The organism is Pseudomonas sp. SG20056, assembly GCF_031764535.1.
Classification (GTDB): domain Bacteria; phylum Pseudomonadota; class Gammaproteobacteria; order Pseudomonadales; family Pseudomonadaceae; genus Aquipseudomonas.
The window spans coordinates 1,907,087-1,926,334 of record NZ_CP134499.1; the positions used below are offsets into that span (position 1 = coordinate 1,907,087).

Genomic DNA, 19,248 nt, shown 5'->3' on the forward strand with positions numbered 1-19,248 from the left:
ATGCCTGAACCGATTCGTCTGCCCGAACAACCTGATGCCTGCGAGCTCTGCGCCCGTGCGGCCGCTTTGACGCGTCACCATTTGATCCCCAAGGCGCTGCACAACAAGGTTTATGTGCAGAAGCGCTTCGGCAAAAGCGAGCGCATCAGCGCCACGCTCTGGGTCTGCCGTGCCTGCCACAATCAGATCCACCGGCTGTTCAGCGAAAAGGAGCTGGCGCTGACCTATAACAATCGCGACAGCCTGCTCAGCGACGAACGCCTACGTACGTTTGTTGAGTGGCTGGCCAGCAAGCCGGCGGGCTTTATGCCCAGACATTGAATCGCGGCTAGGCTTGCTGCTTGTTTGTGATGACCTTCTGACCCCTTAGTAGTGGCGACTGCCGATGACCTGTTTACGCGCGCTGTCATGTGTATGCCTTGCTCTGCTGTTGGGCGCCTGTGCTGGGCCAACGCCGCTGATGCTGATGAGCACGCCGGTGATTTATCACCAGGCTGCTATCGATCCTTTCGCCCATTTGTCACCGGCAGAACGGGTGCCCGATGTGGCACTGTTCTACGCCACTACCCGGGCGCCAGAGGGCGTGGGCTATGGCAATCGCGTCAGTCCAACCTTGCAACTGGGGCGTGCCCAGGTGCGTTTGGGCGACCAGCAGAGTGATTGGTCGCAATTGCATTCGGCTTCGGTTAGCGAGCTGCGCGCGCGTGAGCTGCCACTGAGTCTGATTGCGGCTCAGCAAACAGCGGTACTGCCGGTGCTGCGGCCGATTGATGTGCCTTTGGCGCCGCCGGTGCAGAGCTATGTCGATGCGATCAACCTGGCGCTGGACAACGCCCGCGACAAGGAAATCATCATCTATGTGCATGGTGCCAAGGTGGATTTCGCCAATGCCTGTGAACTGACGGGCGAGCTGGTACATTTTGCCGGGCGCGACTTTGTCGGTCTGGCGTTCGACTGGCCGTCACACCAGAACATTGCCAGCTATCTGCTCGGCATTGATGTGAATCGCGCTCGTGATTCTAGCCAGGCGTTGGCGCAGTTGATCGAACTGCTGGCGCGGCATACCGCTGCCGAGCGGATCAACCTGATCGCCTATAGCGCCGGTGGGCGCGTGGCATCTCTGGCGTTGCAGACGTTCCAGAATCGTCATCCGGATTTGAATACCGCGCAGTTGCAGGCGCGTTATCGGATTGGCGCAGTGGTGTTTGCCGCTGCGGATGTCCCCGAGGAAGTATTTGAGGGGCGTCTGCCGGCAATCAGTCGCGTCGCTGAGCAGGTGATGATCACTGTGTCCGATCAGGACGAGGCACTGGATTACGCGCAGCGCCTGATGCCTGGTGGCGCACGGATTGGCAGCAGTCGGGCCGAGCAGAGCCTGCACCAGTTCACCCGCAGGCGGCACTTGAACAATGTCACTCTGCTGGATGTGTCCGGTAATAGCAGCGAGCGCGGCTTTGATATCGTCGGGCATCACTACTGGTACCGTCACCCCTGGGTCAGCAGTGATGTGATCTTGCTGCTGCGTACCAACCTGCCGCCGGATCAGCGGGCGCTCTCTGTCACCGAGCACCCGGCAGTCTGGTACATGAATACTGACTACCCGCTGACGGTACGTGAAGCAACCCGGCGGGTACTCAAGGGGCAGTGGTAGGTGTTCTGGTCTGGCCTTAAGTGACGAAACATGCAGCTTGGTGCCAGCAGGATGTAAGTCTGGATATGGCTAGTAAAAACCAACGGATAGCGAATGAGGAATCAGCATGTTCACCCCTAAGCGTTTTGCCATTTTGGCTCTGCTCGGCCTGCCGTTAGCGACCCTGCAGGCGGCTGAGCCAGCGTTCAGCTGTGCCAAGGTAGCGGCTGGCAGTATCGAGGAGCTGATTTGTCAGACGCCTGCTCTGGCCGAACTTGATCAGAAAATGGCGAGTGTTTATCAGCAGGCTTCGGCCAAGGCCGAAAATCAGCATCCTCCTGTACTCAAGGCTGAGCAGAGAGGTTGGATAAAAGGCCGCAATGACTGCTGGAAGGCCGCTGACCGTGAGCAGTGTGTAGCCGAGAGCTATCGCCTGCGGATTGCCGAATTGCAGGCGCGCTACGCGTTACTGAAAGGGACCGGTCCGGTGCATTTTCAATGCGATGACCTGCCAGCCAAGGAAGTCATCGTCACCTACTACCCCACCGAGCCTGGGACCCTGCTGGCCGAGTTTGCTGACAGCGTGGCGCTGATGTACCAGCAACCTGCAGCCAGCGGCAGCAAATATCAGGGGCGCAACGAATCATTCTGGGAGCACCAGGGTGAGGCGAGCGTGGTGTGGGGCTATGGCTCGCCCGAGATGAAGTGTCAGGCCAAGTAATCCTGGTGGCTTAAGCAGTCTGCGCCAAATGGCGCATTCGTTTGACGCTTAATCATGAACTCTCTAACCTTCGCGCCTTGTAGCAGGTGCCCCCAACGCATTGCGTGTGCGGGGTGAAACAGGGAAGTCGGTGCGCTGTGCGTGTGAACGCCCGCTATTCCGACGCTGCCCCCGCAACGGTAAGTGAGTCAAACGCCGCAAGAGCCACTGTGCGTGATGCATGGGAAGGTGCGGTCGTGAGCCATTCGGCTCGCTCACAAGCCCGGAGACCGGCCTGCTGCAGTCCACGGCATCGCGGAGGGCGATGGCTGGCGTGTGGTGTGCGCTGTGCGCAGGCCCGCGCTTTCCCTATCCCCGCATGCTTTTTCAAGCCAGATCGCCCTGTGGCGGTGGAGCAGTGCGATGACTGAATCGATTGAACGTGACGCCCGGCACAAGGCGCGCATGGCCCGCAAGAAAGCCCTTATCGATGAAAAGATTGCCCAGGCCCAGGATGAGTATGGCCTGCTGCTGGTGCACAGCGGCAATGGCAAGGGCAAGAGCAGCAGCGCCTTCGGCATGGTCGCCCGCGCCCTGGGCCACGGCCTCAAGGTGGGCGTGGTGCAATTTATCAAGGGTGCAGCCAGCACTGGCGAAGAAGCCTTCTTTCGCCGTTTTCCCGATGAAGTCAGCTACCACGTGATGGGCGAGGGCTTTACCTGGGAGACCCAGGATCGCCAGCGTGATATCGACAAGGCGCGCGAAGCCTGGACGGTGGCGGCGCAGCTGCTGAATGACCCGGCCATCGGTCTGGTGGTGCTCGACGAGCTGAATATCGCTCTGAAATACGGATATCTGGAACTCGACGCGGTGCTCGCCGATATCGAGGCGCGGCCGCTGCTACAGCATGTGGTAGTAACTGGTCGGGGCGCGTTGCCGGGCATGATCGAGGCCGCGGATACCGTGACCGAGATGAGCCTGGTCAAGCATGCGTTCAAGGCCGGGGTTAAGGCGCAGAAGGGTGTGGAGTTTTGAACAGCGCCCGCTCATGCCCCGCGTTATTGATCGCGGCACCGGCCTCCGGTCAGGGTAAAACCACGGTCACCGCGGCCTTGGCGCGCTTGCATGCACGCCAGGGCAAGCGCGTGCGGGTGTTCAAATGCGGCCCGGACTTTCTTGACCCGATGATTCTCGCTCGCGCCAGCGGTGCGCCGGTGTATCAGCTCGACCTGTGGATGGTCGGTGAAGCCGAGAGCCGTCGTCTGCTCTGGGAGGCGGCGGGTGAGGCTGACCTGATTCTGATTGAAGGGGTGATGGGCCTGTTCGATGGTACGCCTTCGGCAGCCGATCTGGCCCGGCACTTTGGTGTGCCGGTGCTAGCGGTGATCGACGGTTCGGCCATGGCGCAGACCTTCGGCGCCATGGCGCATGGCCTGGCGACCTTCCAGGCGGATCTGCCGTTTTCTGGCGTGCTCGGTAACCGGGTTGGCAGTGTGCGGCATGGCGAGATCCTGCGTGATGTGCTGCCGGCCTCGATCCGCTGGTACGGCGCATTACCACGCAGCGCCGAGGTCGGTTTACCGAGCCGCCATCTCGGCCTGGTTCAGGCGGGCGAACTGCTCGACCTGGATGCCCGTCTGGACGCCGCCGCCGATGCTTTGGCTGCCAGTGCCGATACCAGTCTGCCGCCGCCAGTCAGCTTCGCCGCACCAGAGCAGGCAAGGCCCGCGCAATTGCTCAAGGATGTGCGGATTGGCGTAGCACGCGACAGCGCTTTTGCCTTTCTCTATCAGGCCAACCTCGATTTGCTGCGCGAACTGGGTGCCGAATTGCAGTTCTTTTCGCCGCTTACAGATGAGCAGTTGCCGGATGTCGACAGCCTGTACCTGCCCGGCGGTTACCCAGAGCTGCATCTGGAGCAACTTGAAGCCAACCAGGCTATGGCCGAGGCAATCCGCGCTCACCACGAGGCAGGCAAACCGATCCACGCCGAGTGCGGTGGCATGCTTTACCTGCTCGACAAACTGACCGACAAGCAGGGCGCCAGCGGGCAGATGCTCGGTTTGTTAAACGGCGAGGCGACCCTGCAACCACGTATGACCGCCATGGCCCTGCAACAGGCTGAGCTGCCAGAAGGGCTGCTGCGCGGCCACAGTTTTCACTACTCGGCGCTCAGCAGCGAACTGCAACCGCTGACCCGTGGAGAGTGCCCGAACTACAAGCGCACCAGTGAGGCGGTCTATCGCCAGGGGCGGATGACCGCCTCCTATATTCACTTCTATCTGCCGTCCGACCCGGTTGCCGCTGCCGCGCTGTTTTGTCCCGGTGCGCCGGCATGAGCGAGCAGGCCTTCAGTGCCGAAGAGCGTGCGGCGGTCTACCGCGCCATCGCTGAGCGCCGCGATATGCGCCATTTCAGCGGTGGCGAGGTGGCTCCCGAGTTGCTCGCGCGCTTGCTCGAAGCTGCGCATCAGGCGCCCAGCGTGGGCTTGATGCAGCCCTGGCGGTTTATTCGCATCACCCGTCCGGCCTTGCGCGAAGCGATCCACGGCCTGGTAGAGGAGGAGCGCACGCGCACCGCCGAGGCGTTGGGCGAGCGCAGCGACGAGTTTATGCGGCTGAAAGTCGAGGGTATTCGCGACTGCGCCGAACTGTTGGTGGTGGCCCTGATGGAGGGGCGTGAGGCCCATGTGTTTGGCCGCCGCACCTTGCCGGAGATGGACCTCGCATCCCTGGCCTGCGCGATTCAGAACCTCTGGCTGGCGGCCCGTGCAGAGGGTTTGGGCATGGGCTGGGTGTCGCTTTTCGAGCCCCAAGCCCTGGCGGATCTGCTCAATATGCCGACGGGTAGCAAACCGTTGGCGGTGCTGTGCCTGGGGCCAGTGACGGAATTCTATGAGGCGCCGATGCTGGTGCAGCAGGGTTGGGCTGAGCCTCGGCCGCTCAGCGAGTTGCTGTTCGAGAATCAGTGGGGCACGCCATGAGCCTGGTGCTGAGTACCTGCGCCGGAGTCGTTCTGGATGCGATTTTTGGCGAACCCAAGGGCTGGCACCCGCTGGTGGCCTTTGGTCGTATGGCCGAGCGTATCGAGCAACGCTTCAATCCGGCGGGCAGCGGTTGGCGCAGCCATGGCGTCAGCGCATGGTGCCTGGCGGTATTGCCGCTGACCCTGCTGGCCTGGCTGTTGAGTGAGATCAGCGGGCTGGGTTGGGCGGTGGAGATCATGGCCTTGTATGCCGCCCTGGGTCTGAAAAGCCTGGGTGAGCATGCCATGCCAGTGGCGCAGGCGCTGCGTCTGGGCGATTTGCGCCTGGCCCGCGAGCGGGTTGGCTATATGGTCAGCCGCAATACCGCGCAACTGGATGCCACGGGTGTGGCCCGCGCTGGCAGCGAATCGGTGTTGGAAAACGGCAGCGACGCGGTGTTCGCCGCGCTGTTCTGGTTTGTGTTGGCTGGCGCACCGGGGGTGGTGCTGTATCGCCTGAGCAATACCCTGGACGCTATGTGGGGCTATCGCAATGAACGCTTTGAACGCTTCGGCTGGGCCGCGGCGAAGATCGACGATGCACTCAATTACCTGCCTGCGCGGCTGGTCGCCTTGACCTACGCGTTGCTGGGTAAAACCCTGTTGGCGCTGCGTTGCTGGCGCACCCAGGCGCCGCTGTGGGACAGCCCGAATGCTGGCCCCGTGATGGCAGCGGGTGCAGGGGCCTTGGGCGTCAGCCTGGGCGGGGCGGCGGAATATCACGGTGAGGTGCATGTGCGGCCTGATCTGGGTGCGGGGCCGCCGCCCCGGGCGCGGGATATCGAACGGGCAGTCAATCTGGTCTACGGCGGCGTGCTGCTGTGGCTGGCGCTGCTAGTGCTGTGGGGGCTTGCTTATGCTTGAACATGGTGGCCGGCTACGCGCAGCCTCGCTGCGTTATGGCATAGCCCTGGCGGAGTGGCTGGATTTGTCCACCGGCATTGCGCCCTACGGCTGGCCCTTGCCCGCCATTCCGGCCAGTGCCTGGACACGCTTGCCCGAGCAGCAGGACGGCCTGGAAATCGCTGCGCGCGATTACTACGGCGTCGCCAACCTGCTGCCGGTGGCGGGTTCGCAAGCCGCCATTCAGGCGCTGCCGCGTCTGCTGCGACACGTCACCGTGGGCATTGTTTCACCCGCTTATGCCGAGCATGCGGCGGCCTGGCAGCGCGAAGGGCATCGTTTGCTGGAACTCAGCGAAGGGGCCATCGAGCGGGCGCTGGAGCGCATCGATGTGCTGTTGCTGGTCAACCCGAATAACCCTACCGGCCGCTGCATTGAACCTGCACGCTTGCTGGAGTGGCATCGGCGGTTGGCCGAGCGGGGCGGCTGGCTGGTGGTGGACGAGGCCTTTATCGATTGCACGTCGGCGTTCAGCCTGGCGGCGTTCAGTGAGTTGCCCGGGTTGATCGTGCTGCGCTCGTTTGGCAAGTTTTTCGGTTTAGCGGGCATTCGTCTGGGTTTTGTCCTGGCGCAACCGCAGCTGCTGGCGCAACTGGCCGAATTGCTCGGCCCCTGGGCCATCAGCGGACCGAGCCGCGTGGTGGCCACGGCGTTGTTGCAGGACATGGTTGGTCAGCAGGCGCAACGTGAGCGGTTGCTCGCCGATGGTGAACGCCTAGCGGCACTGTTGGCTGCGCATGGGTTCAGCCCCACAGGTGGTTGCGCGTTGTTCCAGTTCTGTTGCACACCGCAGGCTGCCTTGCTGCATGAGTTTCTCGCCCTGCAAGGCATCCTTACCCGCCTGTTTGAAAAGCCGCTGAGCCTGCGTTTTGGTTTGCCACCGGATGAGGCCGGCTGGCAGCGTTTGCAGCAGGCGCTGGCGGTCTTCGCTGGAGAGCTGACATGAGCACACTGATGGTGCAGGGCACCACTTCCGATGCCGGTAAAAGCACCCTGGTCACTGCGCTGTGCCGCTGGCTCAAGCGCCAGGGCGTTAGCGTAGTGCCGTTTAAACCGCAGAATATGGCGCTCAACTCAGCGGTCACCGCCGACGGTGGTGAAATCGGCCGCGCCCAGGCAGTACAGGCCCAGGCTGCCGGGCTGGCGCCGCATACCGACATGAATCCGGTGCTGCTCAAACCCAATAGCGACACCGGCGCCCAGGTGATCATCCACGGCCGCGCCCTGAGCAGCATGGATGCCGTGGCGTACCACGATTACAAAAAGGTGGCGATGCAGGCGGTGCTGCAGTCGCACCAACGTCTGAGCGGCGCTTATCCGGTGGTGATGGTGGAGGGCGCCGGTTCGCCAGCGGAGATCAACCTGCGCGCCGGCGATATCGCCAATATGGGCTTTGCCGAGGCGGTGGATTGCCCGGTGATCCTGATTGCCGATATCGACAAGGGCGGGGTGTTTGCCCATCTGGTCGGCACCCTGGCGTTGCTTTCCGAGAGCGAACAGGCACGGGTCCAGGGTTTTGTGATCAACCGCTTTCGCGGTGATATCGCCCTGCTGCAACCGGGGCTGGATTGGCTGGAGCAGCGCACCGGCAAACCGGTACTGGGCGTATTGCCTTATCTGATGGATTTTCATCTGGAGGCCGAAGACGCCATTGATATTCGCCAGAGCGCCAAGACGGACGAGCGGATCAAGGTTGTGGTACCGGTGTTACCCCGCATCAGCAACCACACCGATTTCGATCCGCTGCGCCTGCATCCGCAGGTCGAGCTGACCTTTGTCGGCCCGGGCCAGGCCATTCCTGCGGCCGACCTGATTATCCTGCCCGGTTCGAAAAGCGTACGCAGCGATCTGGCCTTTCTGCGTGAGCAGGGTTGGCCGGCGGCCATCACCAGGCACTTGCGCTATGGCGGCAAGTTACTGGGTATCTGCGGCGGGCTGCAGATGCTTGGCACGCAGATTGACGACCCGCATGGGTTGGAAGGCGCGGCGGGTTCCAGCCCTGGGCTGGGGCTTCTGGATTTCCGCACGGTGCTGGAACCGGAGAAGCAGCTGCGTAATGTACGCGGCCAGCTGTGTCTGGAAAATGCCCCGGTCAGTGGCTACGAAATTCATGCTGGGGTCAGCTCTGGCCAGGGGTTGAATGCGGCTGTGCGCCTCGATGATGGTCGCAGCGACGGCGCGCTTAGCGCGGATGGCCAGCTGCTCGGCACCTATTTGCATGGCCTGTTTGAAACCCCGGAGGCGTGCAGCGCCTTGCTGCGCTGGGCGGGGCTGCGCGAGGTGCAGACAGTGGATTACCACGCCCTGCGTGAGCGTGATATCGAGCGTCTGGCCGATCTGGTCGAGGCGCATCTGGATACGGCCCGGCTGCGCGAATTATGTGGAGTAGGCCATGCATGAACTGATTCTCGGCGGTGCCCGTTCCGGCAAAAGCCGTTTGGCTGAGCGGCTGGCGGCCGAATCCGGCTTGGCTGTGACCTATATCGCCACCAGCCAACCGCTGGATGGCGAAATGAATACGCGTATTCAGCATCACCGCGAACGTCGCCCAGCGCATTGGGGGCTGGTGGAAGAGCCGCTGGCTCTGGCCCGGGTGCTGCGTGAGCAAGCCGCTGCGGATAAGTGCTTGCTGGTCGATTGCCTGACCCTGTGGCTGACCAATCTGTTAATGCTGGAAGACTCTTCGCGTCTAAGCGCCGAGCGTGATGCGCTGCTGGACTGCCTGAGCGGCCTGCCTGGGCGGATTCTGTTGGTCAGCAATGAAACCGGCCTGGGCGTTGTGCCATTGGGCGAGCTGACCCGGCGGTATGTCGACGAAGCGGGCTGGTTGCATCAGGCCCTGGCCGAGCGTTGTGAGCGTGTGGTGTTTACTGTGGCGGGTCTGCCGATGGTTCTCAAAGGAGAGGCGCTGTGAGTGAGCAATGGTGGCAGCAAGGTTGTCAGGCGTTGGACAGGCCTGCACGCAACACCGCCGAGGCGCGGCAGCTGCAACTGACCAAGCCGGCCGGCTCCCTCGGCCAGCTGGAGCAGCTGGCGATTGAGCTGGCGGCCATGCAAGGCAGCCAGCGGCCGCAGGTCGAGCGGCTGTGGATCAGCATTTTTGCCGGTGACCATGGTGTGGTGGCTGAAGGGGTTTCGGCATTCCCCCAAGCCGTCACCGGGCAAATGCTGCGCAACTTCGTCAATGGAGGTGCGGCGATCAGCGTACTGGCCAAACAACTGGGCGCAACGCTTGAGGTGATTGACCTGGGCACCGCGCTGCCGCTGGAACCGCTGCGCGGCGTGCGTCATCTGCATCTCGGTGAAGGTACGCAGAATTTCGTCCAAGGCCCGGCGATGACTGCCGCGCAGTTACTGATGGCCCTGGATGCAGGGCGAGTCAGTGTGCAGCGTGCCCGTGAATCCGGCAGCCAGCTGTTTGTCGGCGGCGAGATGGGCATCGGCAATACCACTGCCGCCACAGCCATGGCCTGCCTGCTGCTGGAGTGTCCGGCGCAAGAGTTGGTCGGCCCCGGCACCGGCCTGGATAGTGCGGGTATGGCGCATAAAGCCAAGGTCATCGAGGCAGCCCTGGCCTTGCATCGCCCGGCGATCAGCGACCCCATCGATATCCTGCAGCGCCTCGGCGGCTTTGAGATTGCGGCGCTGAGCGGCGCTTATCTGGCTTGCGCGCAGCGGGGCATTACTGCACTGGTGGATGGGTTTATCTGCAGCGTGGCAGCGCTCATGGCGGTGCGCCTGAATCCGGGTTGCCGCGACTGGCTGTTGTTTGCTCACAGCGGCGCCGAGCCGGGCCATCAGCGGGTGCTCAAGGCGCTGCAGGCCGAGCCGCTGCTTGATCTGGGCCTGCGTCTGGGTGAGGGCAGTGGCGCGGCCTTGGCGGTGCCACTGCTGCAACTGGCCTGCAGCCTGCACAACGATATGGCCACCTTTGCCGAGGCGGCGGTGGCCGAGCGTCCGCTATGACGGTCTATCTGGAACTGCTGCGCCACGGTGAAACCGAACTGGGCGGCGGCCTGCGCGGTAGCCTCGACGATGCCCTGACCGAAACTGGTTGGGCGCAGCTGCGCGCGGCGGTGGCTGACGGCAGCCGCTGGGATCGCTTGATCAGCTCGCCTTTGCAGCGCTGCGCGCGTTTTGCCGAAGAGCTGGCCGCGCAGCATGGCGTGCCACTCAGTCTGGAGCCTGATCTGCAGGAACTGCATTTCGGCGCGTGGGAAGGGCGCAGTACCGCCGAACTGATGCACACCAGCGCAGAAGAGTTGGGCCGTTTCTGGAACGATCCCTATGGTTTCACCCCGCCCGAAGGCGAGCCCTTGCTGGCCTTCGAGGCGCGGATACTGGGTGCCTTGCAACGCTTGCAGGCCCGGTATGCCGGCGAGCGCTTGTTGCTGGTCACCCATGGCGGGGTGATCCGCCTGCTGCTGGCGCGTGCCCGTGGCTTGCCGCGCAATGATCTGCTGCAGGTTGCTGTGGGGCATGCAGAGCGCTATCAATTGTGCCTCGATGAACAAGGCGAGCTGTGGGAGCGCGCATGACGCCTTGGTGGATTGCCCTGCAGTTTCTTACCCGTTTACCGGTAACCTTGGCCGGCATGCCGACGCCTGAGCAGGTCGGCCGCTCGCTGCTGTTCTACCCGCTGGTGGGGCTGCTGATCGGCCTGTTGCTGCTCGCCGCGCAACACTTGCTGGGCGATAGCGCGGTGCTGCTACAGGCGGCCCTGTTGCTGACGCTGTGGGTGGGTATCAGCGGCGGCTTGCACCTGGATGGCCTTGCCGACAGTGCCGATGCCTGGGTCGGTGGTTTTGGCGATAAGCAGCGCACCCTGGCGATCATGAAAGACCCTCGCAGCGGGCCGATCGCAGTGGTGGTGCTGGTGCTGCTGTTGCTGCTCAAGTTCGTCGCCCTGGTGGCCTTGCTGCAGAGCGGCGCCGGATTGCTGTTGCTGCTGGTGCCCTGGCTGGCGCGTTGTCTGTTGCCGCTGCTGTTTCTGACCACGCCCTATGTGCGCGCCGGTGGCCTGGGCCAGGCATTGGCCGAGCATCTGCCGCGCCGACAACTGCCCTGGGTGTTGGCCGCCAACGCGCTGGCTATGTTGCTGTTTGGCTGGGCAGCGCTGCTCGCCTTGCTGGTGGCCGGAGGTATTTTTATCTGGCTGCGCAGCTTGATGCTCAAACGTCTGGATGGCACCACCGGTGATACCGCCGGAGCACTGCTGGAAATTGCCGAGTGCGCGGTGCTGGTGGCATTGGCCTGCTAGCGTGTAAGGACAGCAAGATGTAGCAGGGATGTATATGGTGCGCAGGCCGTTTTACTCGACGCTGTTGGCAACGTTGCTTGGGGCCTTGCCCTGTGCCGGTGTATTGCAGGCCGAGGAGCTGGTGTGGGGCGTTGTACCGATACCCGGCGCCTTCAATGTGCGCGACGGTGAGGTGGTTGATGGCGTGCTGTACGAGGTCATGCAACTGCTGGCTGCACGCCTGCCCGAGCTGCAGATGCGCTATGAGGTATTGCCCATGGCTCGCGTCGAACAGCGCATGGGCGAGCAGGGCGAAATGTGCAGCAGTGGCCAGCTGCAGAGCCCCGAACGCGACCAGCAGGGTTACTTCGTACCCTATGTGGCGACCACGCCGATCCATGTGCTGGTACGCCGGCAGACTCTGGATCAACTGCTGATCGAAGACGGTCAGGTCAGTCTCGACTGGCTGTTCGGCAATCCCTATCTGCGCGGCGCTCTGGCCAAGAGTCGGGTTTACCCCGCGCCGATTCGCGAGCGCCTGCTCCAGGCTCACGCCGAAGGGCGCTTACCCGAGCTGGGTGGCAGCCTGGCGGGGGAGAATTTGCTGCTGATGGTCAGCCATCACCGTCTGGATTATGTCTTCGACTACCCGGTGATCTACACCGAGGTAATGCGCCATTTCAGCCTCAGTGATGCGCTGGTCAGTGTGCCGCTGCGGGAAAATGCTGAACTGGTGACGGTGGGCATCTATTGCTCACGCACGCCATGGGGCGCGCGCATGGCTGGGCGTCTCGATCAGGCCATTCGTGAGCTTTCGGCCGCACCCGCCAGCACCCTGGCGATCTACCAGCGCTGGCTGCCACCTGAGGTCTACAGCCACTACCAGAAGCAGTTGCTGGCGTTCTTCGCCCAACGCGCCAGCGCCACACCGCTGCTGTTCGATTAGCCGGCCGTTTTCAACGCAGGCTTGCCCACGCAGGTAATTTCCTCAGCGGCCTGTTAGCCGATGGTCGGCTTGCCGGCACGGCAAACTCGGGGTGCAATCTGTAGCACTGCATTGCCGAACAGCTGTAGCTGTTACCTGAAAGGGTAGCGGTATATACCTGCGCCATATTGCCGATTTCTCGATAAGCGGGTCGCTACCCGTAAAGGACAACCTATGAATTCGCTTTGGCGCACCAGTGGCTGGATATTGCTGGGCGCATCTCTGGTCCTGGCTCTGTCGCTGGGCATTCGCCATGGTTTTGGCCTGTTCCTGCCACCGATGAGCGCCGAGTTCGGCTGGGGGCGTGAGGTGTTCGCCTTCGCCATTGCCTTGCAGAATCTTATCTGGGGTCTGACTCAGCCGTTTACCGGCGCCCTGGCTGATCGTTTTGGCGCCAAACGTACGGTGATTGTTGGCGGCATTCTGTATGCCATTGGCCTCGGCTGCATGGGCCTGGCCGATTCGCCCATGAGTCTGTCGCTGAGCGCCGGGTTGCTGATCGGCATCGGCCTGTCCGGCACCTCGTTCTCGGTGATTCTCGGTGCAGTGGGCCGCGCCGTGCCGATGGAAAAACGCAGCATGGCCATGGGCATCGCGGCGGCGGCGGGCTCCTTTGGTCAGTTTGTCATGCTCCCCGGCACCCTGGGCCTGCTTAGCTGGCTCGGTTGGTCGGTGGCGCTGATGGCCTTGGGGCTGCTGGTGGCATTGATCGTGCCGCTGGCGGCAATGCTCAAGGACACGCCGCTACCGCTTACCGGCCAGGAACAGACCCTCGGTGAAGCGCTGCGCGAGGCCTGTAGTCATTCGGGCTTCTGGCTGTTGGCATTAGGCTTTTTTGTTTGCGGCTTTCAGGTGGTGTTTATCGGCGTGCATCTGCCGGCCTACCTGGTCGATCAGCATCTGCCCGCGCTGGTTGGCACCACGGTGCTGGCCCTGGTGGGCTTGTTCAATATTTTCGGCACCTATATCGCTGGCTGGCTGGGTGGGCGGATGTCCAAGCCGCGACTGCTCAGCGCTTTGTATCTGGCCCGTGCGGTGGTGATTGTGGCGTTTCTTATGACGCCGCTGACGGTCTGGAGCGCCTATGCCTTTGGTGTGGCCATGGGCCTGCTCTGGCTGTCGACGGTGCCACTGACCAACGGCACGGTGGCGACCCTGTTCGGCGTGCGCAACCTGTCGATGCTTGGCGGCATCGTCTTTCTGTTCCATCAGCTGGGAGCGTTTCTTGGCGGCTGGATGGGCGGCTATCTGTATGACCACACTGGCAGTTATGATCTGGTCTGGCAGATTGCCGTGCTGCTCAGCTTGCTGGCCGCAGCGCTGAACTGGCCAGTACGTGAGCTGCCTGTGGCGCGCTTGCAACAACAGGAGGTGAATGCATGAATACCGACTATGGCTGGAACACCGCATTGGTGATGGGCGGCATGTTGGCCCTGGGCCTGGCCTGGTGGGGCTGGCTACAAAGTGGTCTGGCTTTTCTGCAGCTGGGTTTGGGTGTTTGCTGATGTCATCAAGGTGATCCGTATGTGGCGTTTTTCCCTGCTGGTTGTCGTCCTGCTAAGTACCTGGATTAGCCCCGCGCAGGCCGCCGAATGCCCGGTGTTGCTGCAGGGCGAGGTGCAGAAGCTGCGCAGCGAGGAACGTATCGACCTGTGCGCGCAGTTCGCCGGCAAGCCGCTGATAGTGGTTAATACCGCCAGCTTCTGCGGCTTTACCCCGCAATTCAAAGGCCTTGAAGCGCTCTACCAGCGCTATAAAGAGCAGGGCTTGCAAATCCTCGGTGTACCTTCCGATGACTTCCGCCAGGAGGCCGACAGCAGCGAAGAAACCGCCAAGGTCTGCTACGTCAATTACGGCGTGACCTTTCCCATGAGCGAAACCCAGCGTGTGACCGGTAGCGATGCGCTGCCGCTGTTCAAGGAGCTGGCCACGCAAAGCCAGGCGCCGCGCTGGAATTTCTCCAAGTATGTGATCGACGCCCAGGGCAAGGTGATCGCCAGCTTCCCCAGCAGCATCACCCCGGATGATCCGGCATTCCTGGCCGCCGTCGAGCAGGCGATTGCTTCGCAGCGTTGACGCCAGGGTGGGTTAGCGCCTCACCCATCTGGGCGATAGCCCACCACCCAGTAGCTCCTTAGAGTTGTGAGTACGCCGGACGCAGTTTCCCGGCGTGCCAACAAGAAAAATAAGGAGGCACCCATGCGTCGCGTTATTACTACTGCTCTAGCTGCCGTTGCCCTGGTCGGCGCGGTTGAGGCTCAGGCCAACTACACCAAGACCAAATACCCGATCGTGCTGGTACACGGCGTAACCGGTTTCAACACCATCGGCGGTCTGATCAACTACTTCCACACCATCCCCTGGAATCTCGAGCGCGATGGCGCCAAGGTTTATGTGGCCAGCGTTTCGGCGCTCAATGACAGCGAGCAACGCGGTGCCGCACTGGCGCAGCAGATCGTGCCCTGGGCCGGTGCCAATGGCGGCAAGGTCAATCTGATCGGCCACAGCCAGGGCTCGCCAACCTCGCGCGTCGCTGCCTCGCTGCGCCCGGATCTGGTGGCCTCGGTGACGTCGGTCAACGGCGTCAACAAAGGCTCAAAAGTCGCCGACGTACTGCGTGGCGTAATCCCGCCGAACAGCGCTATCGAAGGCGGTGCCAATGCCCTGGCCAACGCCCTGGGTGCGGTAATCAACCTGCTGTCCGGCAGCAGCAATCCGCAGAGCGGTATCGATGCGCTGAAAACCCTGACCACTGCAGGTACGACTGCGTTGAACGGTCGCCACCCCTGGGGCGTAAACAGCAGCAGCTACTGCGCTAAATCCACCGAAGTGCACAACGTGCGTGGGCACAATATCCGTTACTTCTCCTGGACCGGTAATACCTCCTACACCAACATTTTAGATGCGGTTGATCCATTCCTGGCAATCACTGGTTTGGCCTTCGGTAGCGAGAAAAATGATGGCCTGGTTGGCGTCTGCTCCACCTACCTGGGTCAGGTGATCGGCGATGGCTACAACATGAATCACGTGGATGCGATCAACCACCTGTTCGGCATCCGTGGCTGGACTGAGCCGGTTTCGTTGTATCGCCAGCATGCCAACCGCCTGAAAAACAAAGGCGTCTGACCTTCGCACCAGCGGGCTGCGCCATGCAGCCCGCATTCTGGAGGTCCTATGGCCCTGTCGTTGCGTTCAACTGTTCCTCTTTTGCTACTGGCCGGCAGCGTTGCCGGCCTTACGCTTTACTGGCAATGGCCAGCCACTGCTGTAGCCGTCGCGCCTGTTACAGCGGTTACCGCCAAGACTCCTCTTACTGTCGCACCGAGTCCGCTATTGCCAGCCGCCAAGCCCGATATCGCTACTGCTGGCGCGCCGGCGAGCCTGCCGGGATTGCAGGGAACCGAAGTGGATGGCGAGCTGAAGGCGGATAGCGCCGGCAATCTGCAGCTGAATGTGGCGCTGCGCGATTATCTGGATTACTTCCTCAGCGCCGCCGATCAGGCCGGGTTGGAAACTGTGGTGGAGGCCATGCTGGCCGATGCACGCGGACGTTTGCCGGAACCCGCTCTGGGCCAGTTTATTGGCCTGCTGGGCGACTATATGGACTACAAGCGCGCCAGCCTGGCGCTGTTGCAGCAACCCTTGAGCGCTGCTCAGCAAAGTACCCCGGATGGCCAGCTGGTTGCCTTGCAGCGAGCCTTCGAGCAGTTGGCGCAGCTGCGTCGGACGCACTTCTCCAGCGCGGCGACCGAGGCCCTGTTCGGCGCCGAGGAAGCCTACGGCCGTTACACTCTGGATAACCTGGCGCTGATGGCCCGTGAAGATCTGAGCGAGCACGGCAAAGCCCTGGCGCAGGAGCGTTTGCGTGCTCAGTTACCTGAAGCCATGCGCGCCAGCGAAGAGCGTCAGGCCCAAGCGCAGGCCTTGCAGGTCCAGACAGACAAGCTCTGGCAGGAGGGGGCAAGCGAAGAGCAGGTGCGCCAGCTGCTTGCCTTGACCTATGATCCGCCCACGGTCGAACGTCTGCTCAGCGAGCAGCGCAACGAGCGCGCCTGGCAACAACGCTATGCCACCTACCAGCAGGAACTTGCCGCCTTGCAGGGCAATGGCCTCAGTGCTGCGGATCAGCAGCAGGAGCAGCAGCGTTTGCGCCAGCGCCTATTCAGCGCCGAAGATCAGCATCGGGTGGAAACCTATGACGCCATTGCCGCCAAGCAGCAGGACAGCCAGTCACCCGAGTTATAAGCCATGAGTCTCGAGCGTCAGGAGTCCCTGCTGTTGACGCAACAGCGCCGCGGCTACCGGCAGCTGCGTTTTACTGGTGTGCTGGAAGACGAGTTTGTTGAGCACCGGGTGCAGCGTATCCGTCGCCGTCTGCTGCTGATCATCAGCACCGCGGTGATCTTTCAACTGGTCTACACCGTCCTCGATCTGTTGCTGCTGCCCCTCAACGCCAGCCTTGCCACCCTGCCAGTACGGATGCTGGGCATATGCGGTGCGCTGCTTTCCTTCTTCTACTGCCGCCGCCCACAGAGCCCGCCGCGCAGAGCCTTGCTGGTCTATGTGGCCGCTTATGCCCTCAACGGTGTTTGCGTCGCCGTGATCATTCATCTGTGTTGGAGCCTGGGCGTAGCCATGCCCTATGACGGGCTGTTTCTGGTGCTGCTGTTTGGTTACGTGCTGCTGGGGGTGTCGTTCCGCTCCGTCAGCCTGGCGTCTTGGGGTGTGTGCGGGCTGTTCCTCTGGTTGGGGCTGATCGCTACGGGGGGCAGCGTGGCGCTGGGTTATCAGGGCTTGTTTCTGTTTTGCGCCAATCTGATTGGTAGTGTCGGCGCCTACCTGCAGGAGCACGGCCAGCGCGGCGCTTGGCTTAATCTGCGTTTGCTGGATCTGGCGCGGCAGCGCGCCGAAGCCGACGATGCGCGCAAGCTGCGCCTGCTGGCGGCCGCCAGCCATGATCTGCGCCAACCGCTCAACGCCATGGGCCTGTATGCCCAGCACCTGCTGGAACAGAACCAGGACCCCGGTGTACACCGCATCAGCAGCCGCCTGGCGATTGCCGTGGAGCAGCTCAGCCGACTGTTGCAGTCGCTGTTTGATTACACCCGTCTGACCCTGCCCGGTGGTGTGCAGGCCAAGCCGGAAGTATTTGCCTTGCGCCCCTTGCTGGCGCGTCTGAGCGGTGAAAGCCGCGCCGAGGCCGACGCCCAGGGTGTCGAGCTGCAGCTGCAATGCGCGGACCTCTGGGTACGCAGTGACCCGCTGCTGCTGGAGCGCGTGTTGCGCAATCTGCTGAGCAACGCCTTGCGCCATGCCCAGGCGCGGCATGTCTGGCTGCATGCCCGTATCGAGCAGGGTGTTGTGCGGCTGGAGGTCGGTGACGACGGCCAGGGCCTGGGTGAGGAAGAACAGAGTCAGGTATTCGAAGAGTTCCGGCAGCTGGATAACCCAGGGCGTAATGCCGAGCGCGGCCTTGGTCTGGGCTTGGCCATCGTTCAGCAACTGGCGCAGTTGCTGGGGCATCCACTGCGGCTGGATTCGAGCCCAGGCGCGGGCGCACGCTTTATCCTGCAACTGCCGCAGGCTGAAGCCGGCGAGTGGCAAGCACCAGCAGCCGTTGCCGCAGCATTGAGCGGGCGGGTGCTATTGCTGGAAGACGATGCTGCTGGACGGGAGGCGCTGTCCGGTTTGCTGCAGCGTTGGGGTTGCGAAGTCTGGGCCTGCGCCGATCCATCTGAGGCTTTGCAGTGTTTACCCGAGGCGCAGCCGCAGGTGCTGATCAGCGACTATCGCCTGGCCGCCACCGAGGACGGCTTGCGCGTTATCGAGCGTTTGCGCGAAGAGGCCGGACGCATGCTGCCGGCCTTGCTGATTACCGCCGACGTCAGCGCCGACCTGCAGGAACGCTGCACCCGCGCCCATGTCACCTTGCTCGGCAAGCCGCTGCTGCCGGCTCGTTTACGTCAGGCTTTGGCGGTGCTGTTGCCCGCGAATACAGCGGGGGGGAGCTATTCAACGTCTCGCGAGCTAGAGGCCTGCAAGGCAAAAGCAGGCGAGGAAGCGGAGTTTACTGGTGTAAATGAGCATTCCGAGCCTGTTTTTAACGCAGCAGGGCCGACGCGCAGCAGCGTTGAATAGACTCCTACAGCCAGCCCCGTTGCCGCGCCGCACTAACGCAGGCGGTCCGGGTATGTACGGAAAACTCCTGAAACAGTGATTTCAGATGGGTTTTCACCGTGTCTTCGGAGACGCCCAGCTGACGGCTGATGGACTTGTTTGGCAAGCCTTCGGCGAGTAGCTGGAGGATTTCCATCTGCCGGGGTGTGAGCTGCGGTTTGTCGCCAGACTGCGGTGCGGGCAGGGTTTCTCCCAGCAGTACGCGGGTTACTGCCTGGCGCAATTCATCGCTATTGGCACTTTTCGGGATAAAGCCCAGCGCGCCGGCTGCCAGTGCGGCCTGTGCGTCCAGGTTGGAGTCGCTGGCGCTAAGGATCGCCACTGGGGTCATGCGGCCTTGTTGTTGCCAGCGTTGCAGCAGCTCCAGACCCGGCATATCGGGTAGGCGCAGGTCGAGCAGGATCAGGTCGAAGGTGGCTTGTTGCAGGCAGGCTTCGGCGGCGGCAGCGGATTCGGCGGTGCGAATCTGCAGGTCGGCGCAGAGCGGGGTGAGGGCCAGGCTGAGGCCGTCGAGAAAGATCCGGTGGTCATCCACCAGTAACAGGCTGAGCTGTTCGGGCAAGTCAGTGCAGAGTGCAGTCATAAGGGCT

21 protein-coding genes and 1 riboswitch are annotated in these 19,248 nt (G+C 62.6%); of the genes, 20 read left to right on the plus strand and 1 reads right to left on the minus strand.

What is annotated here, in order from left to right; genetic code table 11:
• The 20 genes from RHP75_RS09250 (at position 1) to RHP75_RS09345 (ending at position 18,619) form a co-directional block, all read left to right on the plus strand.
• Positions 1–321, plus strand: a complete 321-nt coding sequence (locus RHP75_RS09250; protein ID WP_167144814.1) for a hypothetical protein — start codon at positions 1–3, stop codon at positions 319–321.
• 64 nt (positions 322–385) lie between these two features.
• Positions 386–1,651, plus strand: a complete 1,266-nt coding sequence (locus tag RHP75_RS09255) for an alpha/beta hydrolase (protein WP_311091547.1) — start codon at positions 386–388, stop codon at positions 1,649–1,651.
• 106 nt (positions 1,652–1,757) lie between these two features.
• A complete protein-coding gene (locus RHP75_RS09260; protein ID WP_311091548.1) occupies positions 1,758–2,351 on the plus strand; it encodes an MliC family protein in 594 nt (197 codons plus the stop codon).
• Between the two features lie 67 nt (positions 2,352–2,418).
• Positions 2,419–2,644, plus strand: a riboswitch (cobalamin riboswitch).
• A 109-nt stretch (positions 2,645–2,753) separates the two neighbouring features.
• On the plus strand, positions 2,754–3,365 hold the full coding sequence (gene cobO / locus RHP75_RS09265; RefSeq protein WP_090253090.1) for a cob(I)yrinic acid a,c-diamide adenosyltransferase: 612 nt from the start codon (positions 2,754–2,756) through the stop codon (positions 3,363–3,365).
• Positions 3,362–4,669, plus strand: coding sequence for a cobyrinate a,c-diamide synthase (locus tag RHP75_RS09270; protein ID WP_311091549.1), 1,308 nt, complete (start codon positions 3,362–3,364; stop codon positions 4,667–4,669). Before cobO ends, RHP75_RS09270 begins: the two co-directional genes overlap by 4 nt.
• Positions 4,666–5,313: a 5,6-dimethylbenzimidazole synthase gene (bluB, locus tag RHP75_RS09275; protein ID WP_311091550.1), complete on the plus strand. Its 648-nt coding sequence runs from the start codon at positions 4,666–4,668 to the stop codon at positions 5,311–5,313. The genes RHP75_RS09270 and bluB overlap by 4 nt, the downstream gene beginning before the upstream one ends.
• Entirely contained in the window at positions 5,310–6,218 is a 909-nt protein-coding gene (gene cbiB, locus RHP75_RS09280; protein WP_311091551.1) for an adenosylcobinamide-phosphate synthase CbiB, read from the plus strand. The genes bluB and cbiB overlap by 4 nt, the downstream gene beginning before the upstream one ends.
• The gene (gene cobD / locus RHP75_RS09285) at positions 6,211–7,203 is read left to right on the plus strand and encodes a threonine-phosphate decarboxylase CobD (protein WP_311091552.1); all 993 of its coding nucleotides are present in this window, start codon (positions 6,211–6,213) and stop codon (positions 7,201–7,203) included. The genes cbiB and cobD overlap by 8 nt, the downstream gene beginning before the upstream one ends.
• Positions 7,200–8,657: a cobyric acid synthase gene (locus RHP75_RS09290; RefSeq protein ID WP_311091553.1), complete on the plus strand. Its 1,458-nt coding sequence runs from the start codon at positions 7,200–7,202 to the stop codon at positions 8,655–8,657. Before cobD ends, RHP75_RS09290 begins: the two co-directional genes overlap by 4 nt.
• On the plus strand, positions 8,650–9,171 hold the full coding sequence (gene cobU / locus RHP75_RS09295) for a bifunctional adenosylcobinamide kinase/adenosylcobinamide-phosphate guanylyltransferase (protein ID WP_311091554.1): 522 nt from the start codon (positions 8,650–8,652) through the stop codon (positions 9,169–9,171). Before RHP75_RS09290 ends, cobU begins: the two co-directional genes overlap by 8 nt.
• Positions 9,168–10,223 carry a nicotinate-nucleotide--dimethylbenzimidazole phosphoribosyltransferase gene (gene cobT / locus RHP75_RS09300; protein ID WP_311091555.1) on the plus strand — a complete coding sequence of 352 codons (1,056 nt, stop codon included), beginning with the start codon at positions 9,168–9,170 and terminating at the stop codon, positions 10,221–10,223. Before cobU ends, cobT begins: the two co-directional genes overlap by 4 nt.
• The gene (gene cobC, locus RHP75_RS09305) at positions 10,220–10,795 is read left to right on the plus strand and encodes an alpha-ribazole phosphatase family protein (protein WP_311091556.1); all 576 of its coding nucleotides are present in this window, start codon (positions 10,220–10,222) and stop codon (positions 10,793–10,795) included. The genes cobT and cobC overlap by 4 nt, the downstream gene beginning before the upstream one ends.
• On the plus strand, positions 10,792–11,517 hold the full coding sequence (locus RHP75_RS09310) for an adenosylcobinamide-GDP ribazoletransferase (RefSeq protein WP_311091558.1): 726 nt from the start codon (positions 10,792–10,794) through the stop codon (positions 11,515–11,517). The genes cobC and RHP75_RS09310 overlap by 4 nt, the downstream gene beginning before the upstream one ends.
• A gap of 37 nt (positions 11,518–11,554) precedes the next feature.
• On the plus strand, positions 11,555–12,442 hold the full coding sequence (locus RHP75_RS09315; protein ID WP_311091560.1) for a hypothetical protein: 888 nt from the start codon (positions 11,555–11,557) through the stop codon (positions 12,440–12,442).
• Positions 12,443–12,655: 213 nt separating this feature from the next.
• Positions 12,656–13,864 (plus strand): MFS transporter, encoded by a 1,209-nt coding sequence (locus tag RHP75_RS09320; protein WP_311091561.1) that lies wholly within the window; start codon positions 12,656–12,658, stop codon positions 13,862–13,864.
• On the plus strand, positions 13,861–13,986 hold the full coding sequence (locus RHP75_RS09325) for a hypothetical protein (protein WP_256665152.1): 126 nt from the start codon (positions 13,861–13,863) through the stop codon (positions 13,984–13,986). Before RHP75_RS09320 ends, RHP75_RS09325 begins: the two co-directional genes overlap by 4 nt.
• Positions 13,987–14,005: 19 nt before the next feature.
• Positions 14,006–14,557, plus strand: coding sequence for a glutathione peroxidase (locus tag RHP75_RS09330; RefSeq protein WP_311091562.1), 552 nt, complete (start codon positions 14,006–14,008; stop codon positions 14,555–14,557).
• Positions 14,558–14,680: 123 nt separating this feature from the next.
• On the plus strand, positions 14,681–15,607 hold the full coding sequence (locus tag RHP75_RS09335) for an alpha/beta fold hydrolase (RefSeq protein WP_311091563.1): 927 nt from the start codon (positions 14,681–14,683) through the stop codon (positions 15,605–15,607).
• A 48-nt stretch (positions 15,608–15,655) separates the two neighbouring features.
• Positions 15,656–16,726 carry a lipase secretion chaperone gene (locus RHP75_RS09340; RefSeq protein WP_311091564.1) on the plus strand — a complete coding sequence of 357 codons (1,071 nt, stop codon included), beginning with the start codon at positions 15,656–15,658 and terminating at the stop codon, positions 16,724–16,726.
• 3 nt (positions 16,727–16,729) lie between these two features.
• On the plus strand, positions 16,730–18,619 hold the full coding sequence (locus RHP75_RS09345) for an ATP-binding protein (RefSeq protein WP_311091565.1): 1,890 nt from the start codon (positions 16,730–16,732) through the stop codon (positions 18,617–18,619).
• A gap of 4 nt (positions 18,620–18,623) precedes the next feature.
• Here the strand turns inward: RHP75_RS09345 and RHP75_RS09350 are convergent, their stop codons facing one another.
• Entirely contained in the window at positions 18,624–19,241 is a 618-nt protein-coding gene (locus RHP75_RS09350; protein ID WP_311091566.1) for a response regulator transcription factor, read from the minus strand.
• Positions 19,242–19,248 lie beyond the last annotated feature (7 nt).